At 65.2% G+C, this 15794-nt stretch carries 15 protein-coding genes and 1 pseudogene; 7 read left to right on the plus strand and 9 right to left on the minus strand.

What is annotated here, in order from left to right; translation table 11 throughout:
• Positions 1–25 precede the first annotated feature (25 nt).
• From B0G76_RS31915 to B0G76_RS31955, 9 genes are all read right to left on the minus strand, one after another.
• Positions 26–1501: a helix-turn-helix transcriptional regulator gene (locus B0G76_RS31915; protein WP_120296011.1), complete on the minus strand. Its 1476-nt coding sequence runs from the start codon at positions 1499–1501 to the stop codon at positions 26–28.
• Positions 1502–1592: 91 nt separating this feature from the next.
• The gene (gene sctT, locus B0G76_RS31920) at positions 1593–2471 is read right to left on the minus strand and encodes a type III secretion system export apparatus subunit SctT (RefSeq protein WP_120296012.1); all 879 of its coding nucleotides are present in this window, start codon (positions 2469–2471) and stop codon (positions 1593–1595) included.
• The gene (locus tag B0G76_RS31925; protein ID WP_183082186.1) at positions 2468–2974 is read right to left on the minus strand and encodes a type III secretion protein; all 507 of its coding nucleotides are present in this window, start codon (positions 2972–2974) and stop codon (positions 2468–2470) included. Before B0G76_RS31925 ends, sctT begins: the two co-directional genes overlap by 4 nt.
• A 20-nt stretch (positions 2975–2994) precedes the next feature.
• Positions 2995–4344, minus strand: a complete 1350-nt coding sequence (gene sctN / locus B0G76_RS31930; RefSeq protein ID WP_120296014.1) for a type III secretion system ATPase SctN — start codon at positions 4342–4344, stop codon at positions 2995–2997.
• Positions 4341–5153: a type III secretion system stator protein SctL gene (sctL, locus tag B0G76_RS31935; RefSeq protein WP_120296015.1), complete on the minus strand. Its 813-nt coding sequence runs from the start codon at positions 5151–5153 to the stop codon at positions 4341–4343. The genes sctN and sctL overlap by 4 nt, the downstream gene beginning before the upstream one ends.
• A complete protein-coding gene (locus B0G76_RS31940) occupies positions 5138–5932 on the minus strand; it encodes a type III secretion protein HrpB4 (RefSeq protein ID WP_120296016.1) in 795 nt (264 codons plus the stop codon). The genes sctL and B0G76_RS31940 overlap by 16 nt, the downstream gene beginning before the upstream one ends.
• A gap of 18 nt (positions 5933–5950) precedes the next feature.
• Complete coding sequence (gene sctJ, locus B0G76_RS31945; protein WP_120296017.1) at positions 5951–6784, minus strand: type III secretion system inner membrane ring lipoprotein SctJ; 834 nt, start codon at positions 6782–6784, stop codon at positions 5951–5953.
• A gap of 86 nt (positions 6785–6870) precedes the next feature.
• A complete protein-coding gene (locus B0G76_RS31950; RefSeq protein WP_120296018.1) occupies positions 6871–7275 on the minus strand; it encodes a type III secretion protein HrpB2 in 405 nt (134 codons plus the stop codon).
• Positions 7276–7293: 18 nt separating this feature from the next.
• A complete protein-coding gene (locus tag B0G76_RS31955; RefSeq protein WP_120296019.1) occupies positions 7294–7905 on the minus strand; it encodes an HrpB1 family type III secretion system apparatus protein in 612 nt (203 codons plus the stop codon).
• A 304-nt stretch (positions 7906–8209) separates the two neighbouring features.
• Here B0G76_RS31955 and sctU point away from each other — a divergent pair, with 304 nt between their 5' ends.
• The 7 genes and pseudogenes from sctU (at position 8210) to B0G76_RS31990 (ending at position 15788) form a co-directional block, all read left to right on the plus strand.
• Positions 8210–9340, plus strand: a complete 1131-nt coding sequence (sctU, locus tag B0G76_RS31960; RefSeq protein ID WP_120296020.1) for a type III secretion system export apparatus subunit SctU — start codon at positions 8210–8212, stop codon at positions 9338–9340.
• An 11-nt stretch (positions 9341–9351) separates the two neighbouring features.
• The gene (sctV, locus tag B0G76_RS31965; RefSeq protein ID WP_120296021.1) at positions 9352–11457 is read left to right on the plus strand and encodes a type III secretion system export apparatus subunit SctV; all 2106 of its coding nucleotides are present in this window, start codon (positions 9352–9354) and stop codon (positions 11455–11457) included.
• A 10-nt stretch (positions 11458–11467) separates the two neighbouring features.
• The gene (gene sctP / locus B0G76_RS31970) at positions 11468–12208 is read left to right on the plus strand and encodes a type III secretion system protein SctP (RefSeq protein WP_120296022.1); all 741 of its coding nucleotides are present in this window, start codon (positions 11468–11470) and stop codon (positions 12206–12208) included.
• 767 nt (positions 12209–12975) lie between these two features.
• A pseudogene (gene sctQ / locus B0G76_RS45005) lies at positions 12976–13739 on the plus strand (type III secretion system cytoplasmic ring protein SctQ); the annotation flags it as partial.
• On the plus strand, positions 13723–14373 hold the full coding sequence (gene sctR, locus B0G76_RS31980) for a type III secretion system export apparatus subunit SctR (RefSeq protein WP_120296023.1): 651 nt from the start codon (positions 13723–13725) through the stop codon (positions 14371–14373). The pseudogene sctQ and the gene sctR, both read left to right, overlap by 17 nt.
• Before the next feature lie 36 nt (positions 14374–14409).
• On the plus strand, positions 14410–14673 hold the full coding sequence (gene sctS, locus B0G76_RS31985; protein WP_035546645.1) for a type III secretion system export apparatus subunit SctS: 264 nt from the start codon (positions 14410–14412) through the stop codon (positions 14671–14673).
• A gap of 38 nt (positions 14674–14711) precedes the next feature.
• Positions 14712–15788 carry a hypothetical protein gene (locus B0G76_RS31990; protein WP_120296024.1) on the plus strand — a complete coding sequence of 359 codons (1077 nt, stop codon included), beginning with the start codon at positions 14712–14714 and terminating at the stop codon, positions 15786–15788.
• Positions 15789–15794 lie beyond the last annotated feature (6 nt).

Here is a 15794-nt window from a genome sequence, read left to right on the forward strand (position 1 = left end):
AATCGTCGTAAAAACCGCAACCACGCTATCGTTCGAGCGTCTCCGAGGGCGCTTCGTGAAACTGCTTGCGATAACCGTTCACGAGCGTCGAGCGGTTTTGCACGCCCCATTTACTCGCCGCGCCGAGCACGCCGCGATCGCTCGAATACGACCGGTCGGTGAGTTCCGCGCGAATCCGTTCCATGCGTTGACGACGGATCAATTCGGTCGGCGATAGCCCGAGGAAATTCTTGAAGGCGCTTTGCAGCGCGCGCTCGGTCACGCCGATTTCGGCGGCCACTTCACGTACCGAGAGATCGCGCCGGTCGAGGTTGTCGAGCACGTAGCTGTAAGCGCGGCGGTACTTGGCCGGCAAACGCGCGCCGACGTCGTCGAGTTGCGGCGAGGCTTTCGCGCTGCGCTGCAGGAACGGCGCGCGCGCCTGCGAGTCTTCGCGCAGGCACTGCATGGCTACCAGCGCGTAGCGGCTATACAGTTGCAGCGACTCCTGCGCGCGCCCTTCGGCCTGACGCGTTTTGGCGCTGCAGTAGAGATATTCGAGCTGGCGGTGGCCCGTGGTGCCGTTGCGGCCGATCTGATGCAGCGGTTCGAGAATCGCGCAGGCCAGATGCGGTGCCGCGCCGGCCAGCGTCGCCAGCGCGATTTCAAGGCGCAGTGTGCGCTGATAGTCGCCGAGGCCCTGCTCGCGCGACCAGTTCAAATGACGCTGCAGTTCGCCGATCGCATCGCGATCCGCGCAGGCGGCGAGCCGCAGTTGCTGCAGATAGTCGATGCGCGAGCGCAGCACCGGCGCGCGCACGCCGAACACCGCGCGAGCGAGACTGTCGACGCTCGCATCGGCGCCTTGACCCGGCCGCGGCGCGCGTTCGCTCGACAAACCCGATTGCCAGTAGACGTGATCGCGCAGCGCCGTCGCGTTACGCACTTCCATTTGCACGGCAAGGTCGAAGCGCAGCGTGGCGAGCAGCGCGTGCCAATGGCCTGCCGCATCGTCGAGATCGCGCTCCACCCGTTCGAACAGATCGTCGAGCGCGTCGGCGGCTTCGCTGGTGCGGCCCAGTTCATAGAGCACGCAAACAATGCCGAAGTGCGCTTCCACGGCACGCGCCGGGTCGATTTCGGGCTCGTCGGCGACACGCGAAAAGCATGCGAGCGCGGTGCCGAGCCGATGCCGGAACAGTGCCTGCCATGCAGCGTTGCGGCACGACGCGGTACGGATCGCATGCTTCGACGAACGAATCAGTTTTTGCGAGCGACGGTAGTTCTCCTCGGCCTCGACTTCAATGCCGAGCATCAGTTGCAGGTCGGCATGCAATTGCAGCGCATGAGGCGCGACATCGGCGTTACCGGCTTCGTCGGCCCAGCGGCTCGCCAACTGACTCGCGGCGTTCAGCTTGCCGTCCAGCAGCGTATCGAGAAAACGGCCGGACAGTGCCGTGTGAGCACAAGGCGCGGGCGTCGCGAGTGCGGCTATCGCGGGAAAGTAAAGCATCGATAACATGGACGACTCCTCTGAGTGCGGGAACGCGTCGCACGCGGTACGCGCATTGCGTCGAGTGGAGTCAATGTAGCCAGGCGCATGAAACGAAGTTTCAATTAATCTGAGTTTTGCCGGGCATTTGAGAAGGTTTGAGATTTGATGTATCCGGCGCATTCGATGCCTTGGCCGTTTCGTTGAGCGCGCGAAACTGCGCCTCAAGGCCACGCAAGGTCACCTGATCGCGCACCTGGTCGACAAAAATACCGACGAACAACGCCAGCATCAATACGGTTACCGCACCTTTGACCGGTTGGCTCAGCGTCATCAGATCGAGCTTCGAGGCGGATTTCGCGGCAAAGCCGAAAGCAAAGTCCACCAGCAGCAGAATGAACATCATCGGCGCGGCGAGCTTGGCGATGGTCTGCATCAGCGTGTCGGTCTGCGTGAGCACGAACGATTCGAGTATGTTCGACACGTTCGGTCCCGCCGAGACGATCGGCCACCAGTGATACGACTCGTACAGCGTACCGAGCAGGAAGGTCATGCCGCCAAGCGCCCAGAACGCCACGGAGGCGATTTGCCCGAGCAGCGTGGCGGTCGGCGTGGATTGCTCCTGGCGAGTGGGGTTGGTGATCTGCACGTTGTTGTAGCCGGTCAGATCGTCGATATAAGTGCCCGCACCCTCCGCGACCCAGAATACGATCGAGGCCGCGTAACCGATCACGAGTCCGATGAGCGCCTCGCGCAAACCGACTTCCAGCAGCATGACGCCGTGCAGCGATTGCATGAAGGCGGTGGGCTGACCGTACGCCACGTAGGAACTGAACAGCAGCACGATGGCATTGCGCACCACGCCTTGCAGCAAACCGTCCGCGGTCGGCGGGAAAATGAACATCACGATGAACAATCGCAGCGAGCACACGCCAACCAACGTGATGTAGCCGACCAGCAGCGTGCCGAGTTGCGGCAGCGCGGAAAGGATATCGTTCATGCGTGCGCCCTGCGCGCCTGGAAACGTCGTGCGAGCGCGGTTTCTTCGGCCTCTTCGTCGCTCGCGTCGCTGGTGGCGTTCTCCTGAACGCGACGGATATCGCGAATCCGCTCGCCGCACAGGTCGATACGGCCTTGATTCAAGGCGATATCGCGTTGCGTCTGCGCGATCGCGGCGGCGTTCTCCTGCACCGCGGCTTCGGCTTGCGCGAATTCCGCTTCGAGCACACGCAGCCGGTCGTTCACCACGCCGATGTACAGGCGGCAGTTGTTCAGATCATCGAGCGAAAACGGCTCGGTGCCGGTCATCATGCCGTCGATGCGATGCTGGTAGAACTGCAGCACGCCGGTCTCGTGCGCGACCTGTTCCGCCTTCGCCTCACGCGCGGCTTCGCGTTGCAGATGCGCGTTGCGCTGCGCCGTCAGCGTCGCACGCAAAGTTTCGTCGAGGCGGCGGCGCCGCGTGCATGAACGTTCGAGCGCGACGATGCGCCGTTGTTGCATCCCCAGAGATCCCGCCGCCATCAGCCGGGCCCGCTCAGGTCGTACAGCAGCGCTTCGGTTTCGTTCGGCGCGGCGTAGTCGCCAGTACCTTGGGACAGGAACGCCTTGATCGCGTCGGCCTTGGCGATGGCTTCGTCGGCGAGCGCATTGGCGCCGGGCTGATATTCGCCGATCTGCAACAGCATCTCCACCTCGCGATGCTTCGCCATCAATTCGCGAATCCGTGCAGCGGCCTGCACATAATCGTTGGGCACGACTTGCGGCATCACGCGCGACAAACTGGCGAGCACGTCGATCGCGGGGTACTGGTTCTTCGCCGCGATCTCGCGCGACAGGATCATGTGGCCGTCGAGAATCCCGCGCACTTCTTCGGCGATCGGATCGCTGCCGCTGTCGTCTTCGGCGAGCACGGTGTAGAGCGCGGTGATCGAACCCGTCTCGCCCATTCCCGCGCGTTCCAGCAGGCGCGGCAATTCGGCGAAGATCGACGGCGGGAAACCGCGTCTCGCGGGCGGTTCGCCCGCGGCCAGGCCGATCTCGCGGCCGGCGCGCGCGAAACGCGTGAGCGAATCCATCATCAGCAGCACGCGCTGGCCGCGGTCACGAAAATATTCGGCAATCGCGGTCGCCACGTAGGCCGCTTTCGCGCGCTCCATCGACGAACGGTCCGAGGTCGCGCACACCACCACCGAGCGCGCCATGCCCTCCGGCCCGAGAATCAACTCGACGAACTCGCGCACTTCGCGGCCGCGTTCGCCGATCAGCGCGATCACGTTGACGTCGCACGAAGCGCCACGTGCGAACATGCCCAGCAAGGTGCTTTTACCCACACCGGCAGGCGCGAAAATGCCCATCCGCTGGCCCTCGGCCAGCGTCATCATCGCGTCGACGGCGCGCACGCCGGTCGGCAATGGCGCTTCGATCATGCGGCGGCTCATCGGGTCGGGCGGCGACGCGAAAATCGGCCGCAAGGTGTCGGAGTGAATCGGCGGACCGCCATCCACCGGTTCGCCGAGGCTGTCGATCACGCGGCCCAGCAACATGTCGCCGACTTTCACCGCCAGCGAGCGGCCGAGACCGATCACCTGGGTCGAACGCGAAATGTGTTCGAGGCGCGAGAACGGCGACAGCAGCGCCACGTCGCGCGTGAAGCCGATCACCTCGGCATGCTGAAGCAGGGTGCCGTTCGGTGCGCGCAATTCGCACAGCTCGCCGAGCGACAGATCGAGACCGGCCACCTTGATAAGCGTGCCGATCACTTCCAGTACTTTGCCGGTGCGCGTGACGCCCGGCACGGCGAGAATCTCGCGTTCGATCTCGTCGGTGAGGCGGTCGAAATCAACCGTGCGGGTCAGCCATGGCGTGCTCATGCGGCCTCCTCGTCATCGCGGATGGCGTAGCCTGAGTTGTCCGCTGCGAGATCTTCGCTCTGAGCATCCGCATCGGCTTCTTCGACCGAGCGCTTCAGCGCGCGTGACACGGCGCTGCGCATGGCGCGCAATTGCGTGTCGAGACTCGCATCCACGGTGCCGAAGTCGGACTCGCAGACGCAGCTGCCGGGATCGAGCCGTTTGTCAGCGATCACCGAAAGGGGGATGGGCTGCCCGAGATCGCGCCAGCGCGAGGCGAGCCGGTCGAAGGTGGCTTTGGCTTCGGCGTAGTCGTCGGGATGGACGGCGACGCGCAGATAGGTCGCGCCTTCCACGATGCGGTCGACTGTCGCGAGCGCCCGTTCGAACAGCGCCTCGTGACGCTCCACGCGCACGATCTGCTCGACCGCCGAGGCGACGATCTGCGCAAGCCGCTCGCGCATGCGAATCTGCAACTGGCTCTGCGCATTGGCGACGTCGGCGAGGCGCTGCATCCAGTCGGCGAGCGCGCGATCGCAGCCGTCGCGGTAGCCCTGCTCGCTGGCGGTTTCGTATTCGCGCTGCGCCTGCTCCGCAATCTGGGCGGCTTGCGCGTGACCAGCTTCGACAATGCGTGCCGCCTCGTCGCGCGCGTCGGCGAGCAGTGCGTCGCGTTCGACAGCGAGCGCCGCGTAGGCTTCGTCGATCGAGACCAGTTCGCCGAAGGTCGCGCGTGGAATCACATCCGCAGCCACGCCGACTCTTGCGGAAGAACCGTATGCATCGATTTCGCCGAAGGCGGAGCGCGCGTGCTTCAACCAAATAGCCATGCAAACTCCGGTAGCAGATCAGACAGACGGGCGAACAGCCGTGCCGAGCCGGGCGCATCGAGCCCTTCCGGCACGGACGCAAGCCATGCGGGAGTCGGCAGCACGCGCGGCAACGCGAGCCGCAGCAGCGGGAATGGCACGCGTGCGCTTTCGGTTGGGTCGCTAGCGACATTTGCACCGCTCGCTGCCTGCGCACCGCCCAGATCGCGCAACAGCAGCGCGCAGCCCTCCACCGCCAGCGACCCGGCATCCAGCGCCGTCAACGGCGGCATGGCGGCCCGCGCGGCGAGGCGCGCGATATCGGGCGCATCGGCAAGATGCGCGTCCTGCGTGAGACGGTCGATGCCCACACCGGTCCACTCCGACAGTTGCGAACGCGTGCGTTTATCGATCAGACGACGTGCCTCGGCGCGCCGGAACGACAGCGCGCGCATGCGCAAAACTTGCAGTGCGTGGTGAACCGGCAGCACGTCGAGCAGCACGGCATTCGGCTGCGCGGTGCCGGCAGGCGTCGGCTTCAGCGCGGTTTGCGTCAGGGTTGCGAACGAAGGCGGTTTAACGCCCGCGGCCTCGGCGAGCGCCTGCGAACAGCGTTCGACCGCCGCCGCCCCCGCACGCGTGAGCGCGCCGCGCCAGTGTTCCAGTTGCGCCGCATTCGCGCCGAGCATCGCGGCGCTCCACGACGGGTCAGCCCAGTGGGCCGTGCTCGCGAGGTTGCGGCGATACGAATCGAGCGCCGCGGCCACGCGCATGAAAGGCAAATCGGTCGGCGCGTTCATCGTAGCCGCGTCGCCGGATCAGTTCGCGGGGCGCAGACGGCGCAAGCGCGCCAGCAATCCAGCGAAGCGGCCGCTCGCGGGCGCGCCCGTTCCAGCAGCAGCACCGCCCGCCTCGCCGGCAGTCCGTCCCGTCAGCAGGCCACGGCGTGCCAGCACCAGTAGCGCCGTCGCCGCCAGCACCACCACACCGGCCAGCGCGCCGATCAACCACGCCGGCATGCTCGTGCTCTGCGGCAATTGCGAGTATTCGACCGGATCTGCCGCGACCGCGGTCACGCTGACCTGATCGTAGGTCAGTCCTTCCACGCTGTGCATGACCAGCGTCTTGATCTGCGGCACCAGCGCGCCGATGTCGGAGTCGCGCCGGTACTTGATGAATACCGCCGCCGACGAAGGCTTGATGGTCTGCGCCAAGGGATCGTTATTCGGCAACACGATCTGCACGCGCGCCACCAGCACGCCGTCGATCTTCGACAAGGTCGACGACAACTCCTGCGAGGTGCCGTAGATAAAGCGCACGCGCTCCTCGGTCGGCGTCGATACAAGACCGTCTTTCTTGAACAGCGCGCCGAGGTCGTCGAACTTGTTGTGCGGCAAACCGCGCGCGCGTAGCACTTCCATCGCGCGCACCATCTGCGCGTCGTCGACGTCGAGCGACCAGGTCTTGCCCGCGTCCGAGGTATCTTTCGACGCATCCACGCCGCGCTCCAGCAGCGCGACCACCATCTCGTTGACGTCCTGCTCGGACAGGTTGCCGTACAGCTCCTTCTTGCAGCCGCCCAGCATCAGGCATAGCGCGAGCACACAGAGCAACGGCGCGGCGCGGCGGCGGATCGGCACTCGGTCGAACATGGTGGCGGCGTCTCGCTTCGTGTGCAGAAGATTCGCCCCTGCGCGGCGCCACGTTCCGGTGGCGCGCGCAGGAGCGTGCAGGTGCGTTACTGGTTCTTCATCAGCGTTTCGATCGCCGATTTCGACGAATCCACCACGCCCATCTTCGCTTCCAGATCGAGCTGCGTGCTGGCGAGTTCGAGCGTCATGCGGATCGTGCCGGCGCTCATCTCGTTCATCGTCATGGTCGGCGCCTGCTGGGCAAGTTGCAGCGCGTCGTTGACGGTGTGCTGCAACTCGGCGTCCTGCGAGGCGACCAGCTTCGAAGCAACCGCCGTGCCGTCCTGCTGCGGCGTGGCAGGCGCGCTCATCGGCGCCTTCTGCATCAGCGACTGAAACTTGTCGGCCAGTTCAGGGGTGGTCTGCGCGGCCGGCGCGGCGCCCGCACCCGCACTTTGAGACATCTGCTCGAGCGAGGCCTGCAAGGCGGTCGCGGTGGCATTGACGGTCATGTCCGGCTCCAGAAACGATCAGGCTCGCAGGAACGATTGATGCGCGTAGTCGGCTGCAGCCGGGGCGGGGGCTGCCGCAGCGGGTTGCGTTGCAGGCTGGACGGCCGGCTCCGCGTTCGGTGCGCCTTCGGCGGTTTCCGCGTCGAACTCCGTCAGTGCCTCGATCGATTTCGGCGTGACGAACTGGCCGCCGGCACGCTTCACCTTCATCGCGTTCAACAGGTCTTCGCGCGCTTCGAGCGCGCGCACCAGCGACTGCGTATCGCGCGTCGGATTGTTTTCCATCGCTTCGGTCGCGGACTGCTTCCAGTCCGGATCGCCCTTCGCGGAGAGGCAGAACGCGAGCAGCGCCTTGGCATAGCCGAAACGCGGCGCGTTTTCGCCGACCTGGCGCAGCACGTGAATGGCGTCGTCCCAGTGGCCGCGCACCATGTGCAGGATGCCGTCGAGCGTGTCGATTTCGGCGACGCGCGGACGCAGCACGCGCAGCGCGTCGAGTACGAGTTCGATGTCGTACGGATCGGCAGATACCTTCGGGAAGTTGCTGAGCAACGCGGTCGACACAGTTTCGATCAGGCCGCCGACGACATCGGGGCTGCAATTCAGGTAATCCGGCGTGCTTACGGTCATGGCGATGGGCTCCTGACACAAGCGTTGAGTTCGACCATGCCGTTCGCAGCCGGTCGGGAAGGATGACGCAAACATAGCAACCGGCGCGCGGCGGCAAACCGTGCGATGCGAAGTGGCCGCATGGGATGCGAAGCGCGCCGGCGTACTTCGGAATGCGCGCGCCCGCTTCGCCTCGCCCGGCGCGCACGGCAGGCCCGCGCGCTATCGTCGGCCGGGATAGGCGGTGCTCATTTCGCGTTCAGCGCGCGAACGCGCCGCGAATCCTTCCCGCCCACGCCCCTCCTCACATCGCTACCGAGCCGACATGAGCGACGAAAAAACCGAAGAGCCCACTCAGAAAAAGCTGCGGGACGCGCGCAAGGAAGGTCAGGTGTCCCGCAGCAGCGACTTGACCGATTCGATCTCGATGTCGGCGGTGGTGCTGTTGCTGATGGCGGGCGCGAGCCACTTCAGCGACGCGATGCGCGAAGCGGTGCTGATCGCCACGGACTTCGTCAACGGCGACCATTCGCTGACCAATATGCAGACGCAGTTCTACAAGATCGGCGGTCTTGCGTTGTCGGCGATCGTGCCGTGCGTGTGCATCGCGGCGCTCGCGGCGATTGCCGGTTCGATCGGCCAGGTCGGCATGCAGATCGCCACCAAGCCGATCACGCCCGATCCGAAAGCCGTCAGCCCGATGGCGGGTCTCAAGCGCATCTTCTCGGTTCGCACGCTGATCGAGTGCGCGAAGATGATCGTCAAGGCGGCGATCGTGTTCTGCGTGATGTGGCAGACCATCAAGTGGCTGTTTCCGCTGATCGTCGGCTCGCTATATCAGCCACTGCCGGAACTCACGCGCATGCTCTGGGACCTGCTGCTGAAGCTCTTCATGGTGGCCGCGGCGGTGTTCGTGCTGGTCGGCGCGGCGGACGTCAAGCTGCAAAACTTCATGTTCCTCAAGAAGATGAAGATGTCGAAAGACGAGGTCAAACGCGAGCACAAGAACCAGGAAGGCGATCCGCGCATCAAGGGCGAACGGCGCCGCCTCGCACGCGAAATGCTGAACGCGCCGCCGCAATCGAAAGTGGGCATGGCCAACATGATGGTGGTCAACCCCACGCACTACTCGGTCGCGGTGCGCTATGCCCCGGACGAACACCCGCTGCCGCGCGTGATCGCCAAAGGCATGGACGAGGCCGGCGCCGAATTGCGGCGCGCGGCACGCGATGCGGGCGTGCCGATCATCGGCAATCCGCCGGTCGCGCGGGCGCTGTACAAGGTCGGTGTCGATCAGCCGATTCCCGAAGAACTGTTCGAGACGGTCGCGGCGATTTTGCGCTGGGTCGATGCGATTGGCGTACGGCGCGTGGATGGCGAACAGGTGCCCGACGCCGACGCCCACGCCAATGGCGCAGTCATGCATCAAGTCGGGCCGCCGCCCGCCCTCCACTGACGAGACCCTCCATGCTGAAGACGCTGAAACTTCCTGCCGGCGGTGAAATCGGCATCGTCGCGCTGATCGTCGCGATCATTTCGCTGATGATCCTGCCGTTGCCGCCGGCGCTGATCGACATCCTGCTCGGCGTCAACATCACGATCAGCGTGACCCTGCTGATGGTGACTATGTATGTGCCCGACGTGGTGTCGCTCTCCGCGTTCCCCTCGCTGCTGCTGTTCACCACGCTGTACCGGCTCTCCCTGAACATCGCCTCGACCAAGTCGATTCTGTTGCATGCGGAGGCCGGCCATATCATCGAGAGCTTCGGCGAACTGGTGGTGGGCGGCAATCTGGTGGTCGGGCTGGTGGTGTTCGTGATCATCACAACCGTGCAGTTCATCGTGATCGCCAAGGGTTCCGAACGGGTCGCCGAAGTCGGCGCGCGCTTCACGCTCGACGCGCTGCCGGGCAAGCAGATGAGCATCGACGCCGATCTGCGCGCCAACCTGCTGAGCGCCGAGGAAGCACGCCGCAAACGCGCAACGCTTGCTGTGGAAAGTCAGTTGCACGGCGGCATGGATGGCGCGATGAAGTTCGTCAAGGGCGACGCGATCGCTGGCTTGATCATCACCATGATCAACATCGTTGCGGGTATCGCGGTGGGGGTTGCGTATCACAACATGAGCGCGGGCGAAGCGGCGAACCGCTTTTCGATTCTGTCGGTTGGCGATGCGATGGTGTCGCAGATTCCGTCGCTGTTGTTGTCGGTCGCGGCCGGCGTGATGATCACGCGCGTCGCCGACGAGCGGCAAGCCAAGCCGGGTTCGCTCGGCGACGAGATTGGCCGCCAGCTCGGTTCCAGTTCGCGTGCGCTGTATTTCGCGGCCGTGTTGCTGCTTGGCTTTGCCGCAGTGCCAGGTTTTCCCGCCGCGCTGTTCCTGCTGCTCGCCGGCACGCTCGCTTTCACTGCGTGGCGTCTGAACGCTAAAAAGCCGCAGCAGCAAAACCATGAACGCGAATCGCTGCACGCCATGCAGCGCTCGGGTTCGAAGATCGACGTGCCCGCGATTCTGGCGCGTGCGCCGCAGTTCACCTGCCCGCTCGGCGTACGCATCGCGCCGGACCTCGTTGCACGGCTGACTATGCCCGCGCTCGACAAGTCGTTCGAGACCGAACGCGCGCGTTTGCAGGAAGAACTCGGCCTGCCGTTTCCGGGCATCACGATGTGGACGTATGCCGCGCTGCCTGCGTCGACCTGTCAGATTCTCGTGCACGATGTGCCGCAACTGACCATCGAGCTTCCCGCCGGCAAAGTGATGCTGCCCGAAGCGAGCCGTCTCGCGCATTCGGCTGCGCCCGTCACGCTGACGAGCGAGGAGAGCCAGGCGCTGGAAGCGCTCATTGCACAAAGCGAGGCCGGTCCACCCATCGACGCCAGCGGCACGCCGACACGCTGGCTCGAAGAGCGCGCAGTGCCGCCGAAAACGTCGGTATGGCGTGCGGAACAGGCGATCGCGCATGCGTCGGTAGCGCTGATGCGGCGCCACGCACCGCTCTTTCTCGGCATTCAGGAAGTGCAGTGGATTCTCGATCAACTGGCGAGCGACTATCCGGGGCTGGTTGCCGAAGTGCAGAAGGTGCTGCCACCGCAACGGATCGCCGACGTGCTGCGCCGTCTGCTCGAAGAACAGATTTCGATTCGCAACGTACGCACGATCATGGAAAGTCTGATCGCGTGGGGACCCAAAGAAAAAGACATGCTGATGCTGACCGAGTACGTGCGCGGCGACCTCTCGCGCTTTCTCGCACATCGGGCCGCAAGCGGCGAGCGGACCCTGTCGGCGGTGCTGTTCGACATGCCGGTCGAGCAGCACATCCGTCAGTCGATCAAGCAGACGCCGACGGGCAATTTCCTCGCCTTGCCACCCGATGAAGCCACGTTGCTGATCGACAAGATCCAATCCTTCGTCGGCGCCGTGCCGCGTGAGGGCGTGGCGCTGGTGACGTCGATGGATATTCGCCGTTACGTGCGGCGCATGATCGAAGCGCGGCTCGGCTGGCTCGCAGTGTATTCGTATCAGGAACTCGGCGAACACGTCGAATTGCGGCCGCTCGGCCGCGTGTCGATCTGAGGCCCCGGCAATGACGTATATCGTCTCGCGCCACGTGCGCGTCATTCCCGGCGAGGCGGACGGCGACACGCCAGAGGACATCGACGCGCACGCCGGCTCGCGTGGATCGGGTGGACGTGGTTTCGACTATGCGTCGCTGCTCGGACGACGCCGGACATTGCATCGGCTCAATAGCAACGCGAACGCCGACGAGCACGCGGGCTCGCAAGGCGGCAGCGACGCGGATGCGGTTGATGAGACTGCGGATGCCACTGCGCCATCCGCGCCGCGCCTGTTCGCTCGCGGCGACGGTGATGGTGATGCGCAGCAGGACGCGTCCGCGTTATCCGCGTCGGGTAATAACGCGAATCCTTCGGCAAGCGCGGATAGCACGCCCTCGGCCGAACGTCTCGCCATCGGCGCGCGCGTCGCCGATGCCGCGGCGCCGGTCGTCACGGCCGTCTACCGGCAGCAGCAACGTTTCGTGCAACTGCTCGGCTCGCTCGCTCGCGAGATCGGCGCGTTCTGCGGCGATCCTTCGATTGCCGAAGCAGGCAACTGGGAAGTGCAGTTGCCGCTCGATCAGAAACTGCTGCCTCAAACCACGCTGTATCTGACGCTTTCGCGTTTCAGTCTGCAGCTTCGGTTCGACACGCCGGATACGGCAACGCGGCAATTACTCTTGGAACACAGCGCACTGCTCGAGCGAGAACTCGACGCCTTGCTGCGCGCGTGGGGTGAAGCCCGCGAAATCGAACTCACTGTCTGGTGACAGATTCCCTGCGCATGATCTATCCGCTCGACGAGCCGACGACCGAAGACGAAGCCGCGAACGATCCGCACGCCACGCGTGGGCACAAGGTGACGGCGTTGGCACGTATGGCGGGCGATGCGACGCGTGAGCGCGGGGTTGCGATTGAGTTGTCGAGCATGCCCGGAGATATCGCTGGTGAGCACGCGGTGGCAGTGGAGCCGACGAGCCCGCCGGGAGACTTCGAGCGTGGTCACTCACGCTCGGCGAACGCTGCGGCTACCGGCGCTTCAATCGCTCCGATTGCACCGATCACGCCGCTGCGTCTACAGGCCATCAGCCACGCCGCCGCTCGTGTGACGCGCGCGGTTTGCGACGCGCGCGTCGCCGGTTATCTGCATGCGACGCTCGGCATCACCGAATGGCAAGCGGCCCTGGCCGATGCCCAGAGCTTTGATGCGGCTTACACGGACCCGGGCGTAATCGAACTGACGCTCGCACCGGCTGACGGCATGTCGGCCGTTGGCGTTGGCGTGCGCGTTGCGCTTGATCTGCACGCCTATGCACCGCTTGCGATCACCGCGTGGCCCGATAGCGACGCGCTCAGCGCGAAGCCACCGGCCGACGTCGCATTGCGCCAGGCCGTCGCGGGTGTCGTGCTGGAACCGCTGTTCGAGCGATTGATCCGCGCAGGTTTCAGGGACCTACGCGTCGTCGCGGTGCGGCGTGGGCGTCTGGGCGATTCGACTTCGACACGCAAGCCGACTGGCGAAACCACTGCGGTTTCACCCATAGTGACGCTCTCGTTCGTACTCGATGAACGCCGCTATCAAGTCGGGCTCAGCGCCGATCCCGCGTGCTATGACGTGCTCGACCGGTTGCTGCGTGTGGCACCCTCGCCTGCTTCGATTTCATCACCGGCAGCGGCGACCGCTTCAGACACTTCGCCTTCGTCGCCCGATCCCGCATCAGAAACCGCCGTTGACCTCACCGTCCCCGGCAGCCTGATCCTCGGCGTCAAGCGTTTACCGGTCGACACGCTGCACGCGCTGGAATCCGGCGACGTGCTGTTGCGCGCCGCCTTCCCTTCGCTCGATGCCACGCTGCTCGATGCATCGAGCGCCCCCTCTTCGCCCCACGCACGGCCGCGCGCCGTCGCCGCGTGGGGAACCCCCGGGCTCACCCGTGTGTGCGCCGCTGTGGAAATAGACGGGCAGTCGCTCGTCATCGTCAAGGAGCCGAACATGTCAGAAGAGCTGGACCCGGCGAGCGCCGACGCCGGGCTCGCCATCGACGACCCGCCGATCCGATCCGGATCGGTGAACTCGAATTGCCGGTTCAGTTCGAGATCGACACGGTGGCATTACCGCTCGCCCAGTTGTCGGCGCTCGGACCCGGTTACGTGCTCGAACTGCCCGTACCCGTGGCAGACGCGCAATTGCGGCTCGTCGCGCACGGACAAACCATCGGCTATGGCGAGCTGGTGACGGTCGGCGAGCATCTCGGCATCCGCATCATTCGCATGGCGCACAGGCATGGTCCAATTCAGTGATATCACCGGGCTGCTGCTGGTCGTCGTCGCGATCAGCCTGCTGCCCTTCGTTGCCATGGTCGTCACGTCTTACGCGAAAATCGTCGTGGTGCTGGGCCTCTTGCGCAATGCGCTCGGCGTGCAGCAGGTGCCGCCGAATATGGTGCTCAACGGCATCGCGATTCTGGTGTCCATCTACGTGATGGCGCCGATCGGCATGCTCGCCGCGAAATCGCTCGAAGGCCAGCAGCTCGCGTCGCAGCCGTCGCAAGCGCTGATCCAGGCGTTCGGCGCGGCGCGTGAGCCGTTCCGCGCGTTCCTCGTCAAGCACACGAACGAGCGCGAAAAGCGCTTCTTCCTGCGCTCGGCTTCCGTGGTGTGGCCAAAAGACGAAGCCGCGCTAATCAAGGAAGACGATCTGATCGTGCTGGCGCCCGCGTTCACGCTGACCGAGATGACCGATGCGTTCAAGATCGGCTTTCTGCTGTACATCGCGTTCATCGTGATCGATCTGATCATCGCGAACGTGCTGCTCGCGATGGGTTTGAACCAGGTCACGCCAACCAACGTGGCGATTCCGTTCAAGCTGCTGCTGTTCGTTGTGATGGACGGCTGGTCGACGCTGATTCACGGCCTCGTGATGTCGTACAAATAGCGCGGCTGTTTCATGAAAACGCCGGGAGAAACCCAGATGGAAATCGATTCTCTGATCCGCTTCACCACCGAGGGCATGCTGCTGTGCCTGACCGTTTCGTTACCCGCGGTGATCGTCGCGGCGGTGGTCGGCCTCGGCGTGTCGTTCCTGCAGGCGATCACGTCGATGCAGGATCAGACGCTGTCGCATGCGGTCAAACTGATTGCGGTGACGGTGGTGATCGTGGTCGCCGCGCCACTCTCGTGCGCGGCGATTCTGCACTTCGCCAACGAAATGATGCAGGCCGCCGTGCCGCTGTGAAGCGGCGCACTGCCTGACCGACCTGCGAGGCGACCGACATGAGCCGCATTTCTCATCAAGGCAGCGACACGGCGGCGGCCCAGGCACAGCACGTCGCCCGGGCGCAGCAGAAAACCGCCAATGCGCAGGGCGCTCGCAACGGTGCGCAATTCGCAGCGCTGTATCGCGGCACCACCAATTTCACGTACGGCAACGACGCGCAGCGTGGTCCGTCTGTGAGTTCGGTCCGCGCCAAACGGATGGCGGATCAGCTGGCTCGCAAGCGCCGCGCCGCCAAAAAACAACGCAGCAACGCCGGCGGTCTCGACGACGATGGTCCGGACGACGCCGAAGCGCATCACGCCGAGGGGCAGAAGGTCAACCGCGACGGCGGCGGGCGCGGCGGTGGGGGCGGTCATTCGCAAGGTGACCATGGCGACGAGCACGGCACGGGCGCGGCGCCGGCGATCAAGGCGCGCGGCGATCGCAGCGCTGTGCCGCCGCCGCCTTCAGGCAGGCTCGACGCGGTCGCCGCTCAATTTTCCCAGCCGGGGCAGGAAGGTGCGCGCGCCGCCGCGGTGCGCGACGCATGGCGCGGCGACATGCTGACTCTGCGCGACCAGTTGGCCGCCAATCCGCAGATGCCGATCGACTCGCGCGTGCTCGAACAGGCGATCGATCTGCTAGGCGTGCAGCAGAAGATCGGCAGCATCGCCGCGTCGCAGCCGGGTGCGGGTTCCAGTGTGGCCGCGTTGCGCGAGCGTGCAGCCGGGCCGGCCACCCAGGGGGTGACGCGATTGCCGCCGCCGGAACGGGTACAGCGTTTCAACCTGCTGTTTCCGCTGCTTTGGCTGCATGCGGAGAAGCCGTCGAATGACGCGCAACTCGCCCGCTCGATCGATACCTTGTGCGTGATGCGCAGTGGCGCACTCGGGCGGGCGGCGGCTTCGGGCTCTTCGGATGCACCGGGGGCTTCGGGCGCGATTGGCGCATCCGGCACAGGCGGGTCCGCCGCGGAAACAGGCCCAAATGCAGGCTGCAAAGCAGACGCCAATACAGCCCCACCCGCTGCGCTATCGCCCCATTCCGCCCCGCCGCCAGGCCCGCGCCGCGCCTTCCCGAACGGCGGCCGCTAGTGGTCT

Source organism: Paraburkholderia sp. BL23I1N1, from assembly GCF_003610295.1.
In the GTDB taxonomy this organism is placed as follows: Bacteria; Pseudomonadota; Gammaproteobacteria; order Burkholderiales; family Burkholderiaceae; genus Paraburkholderia.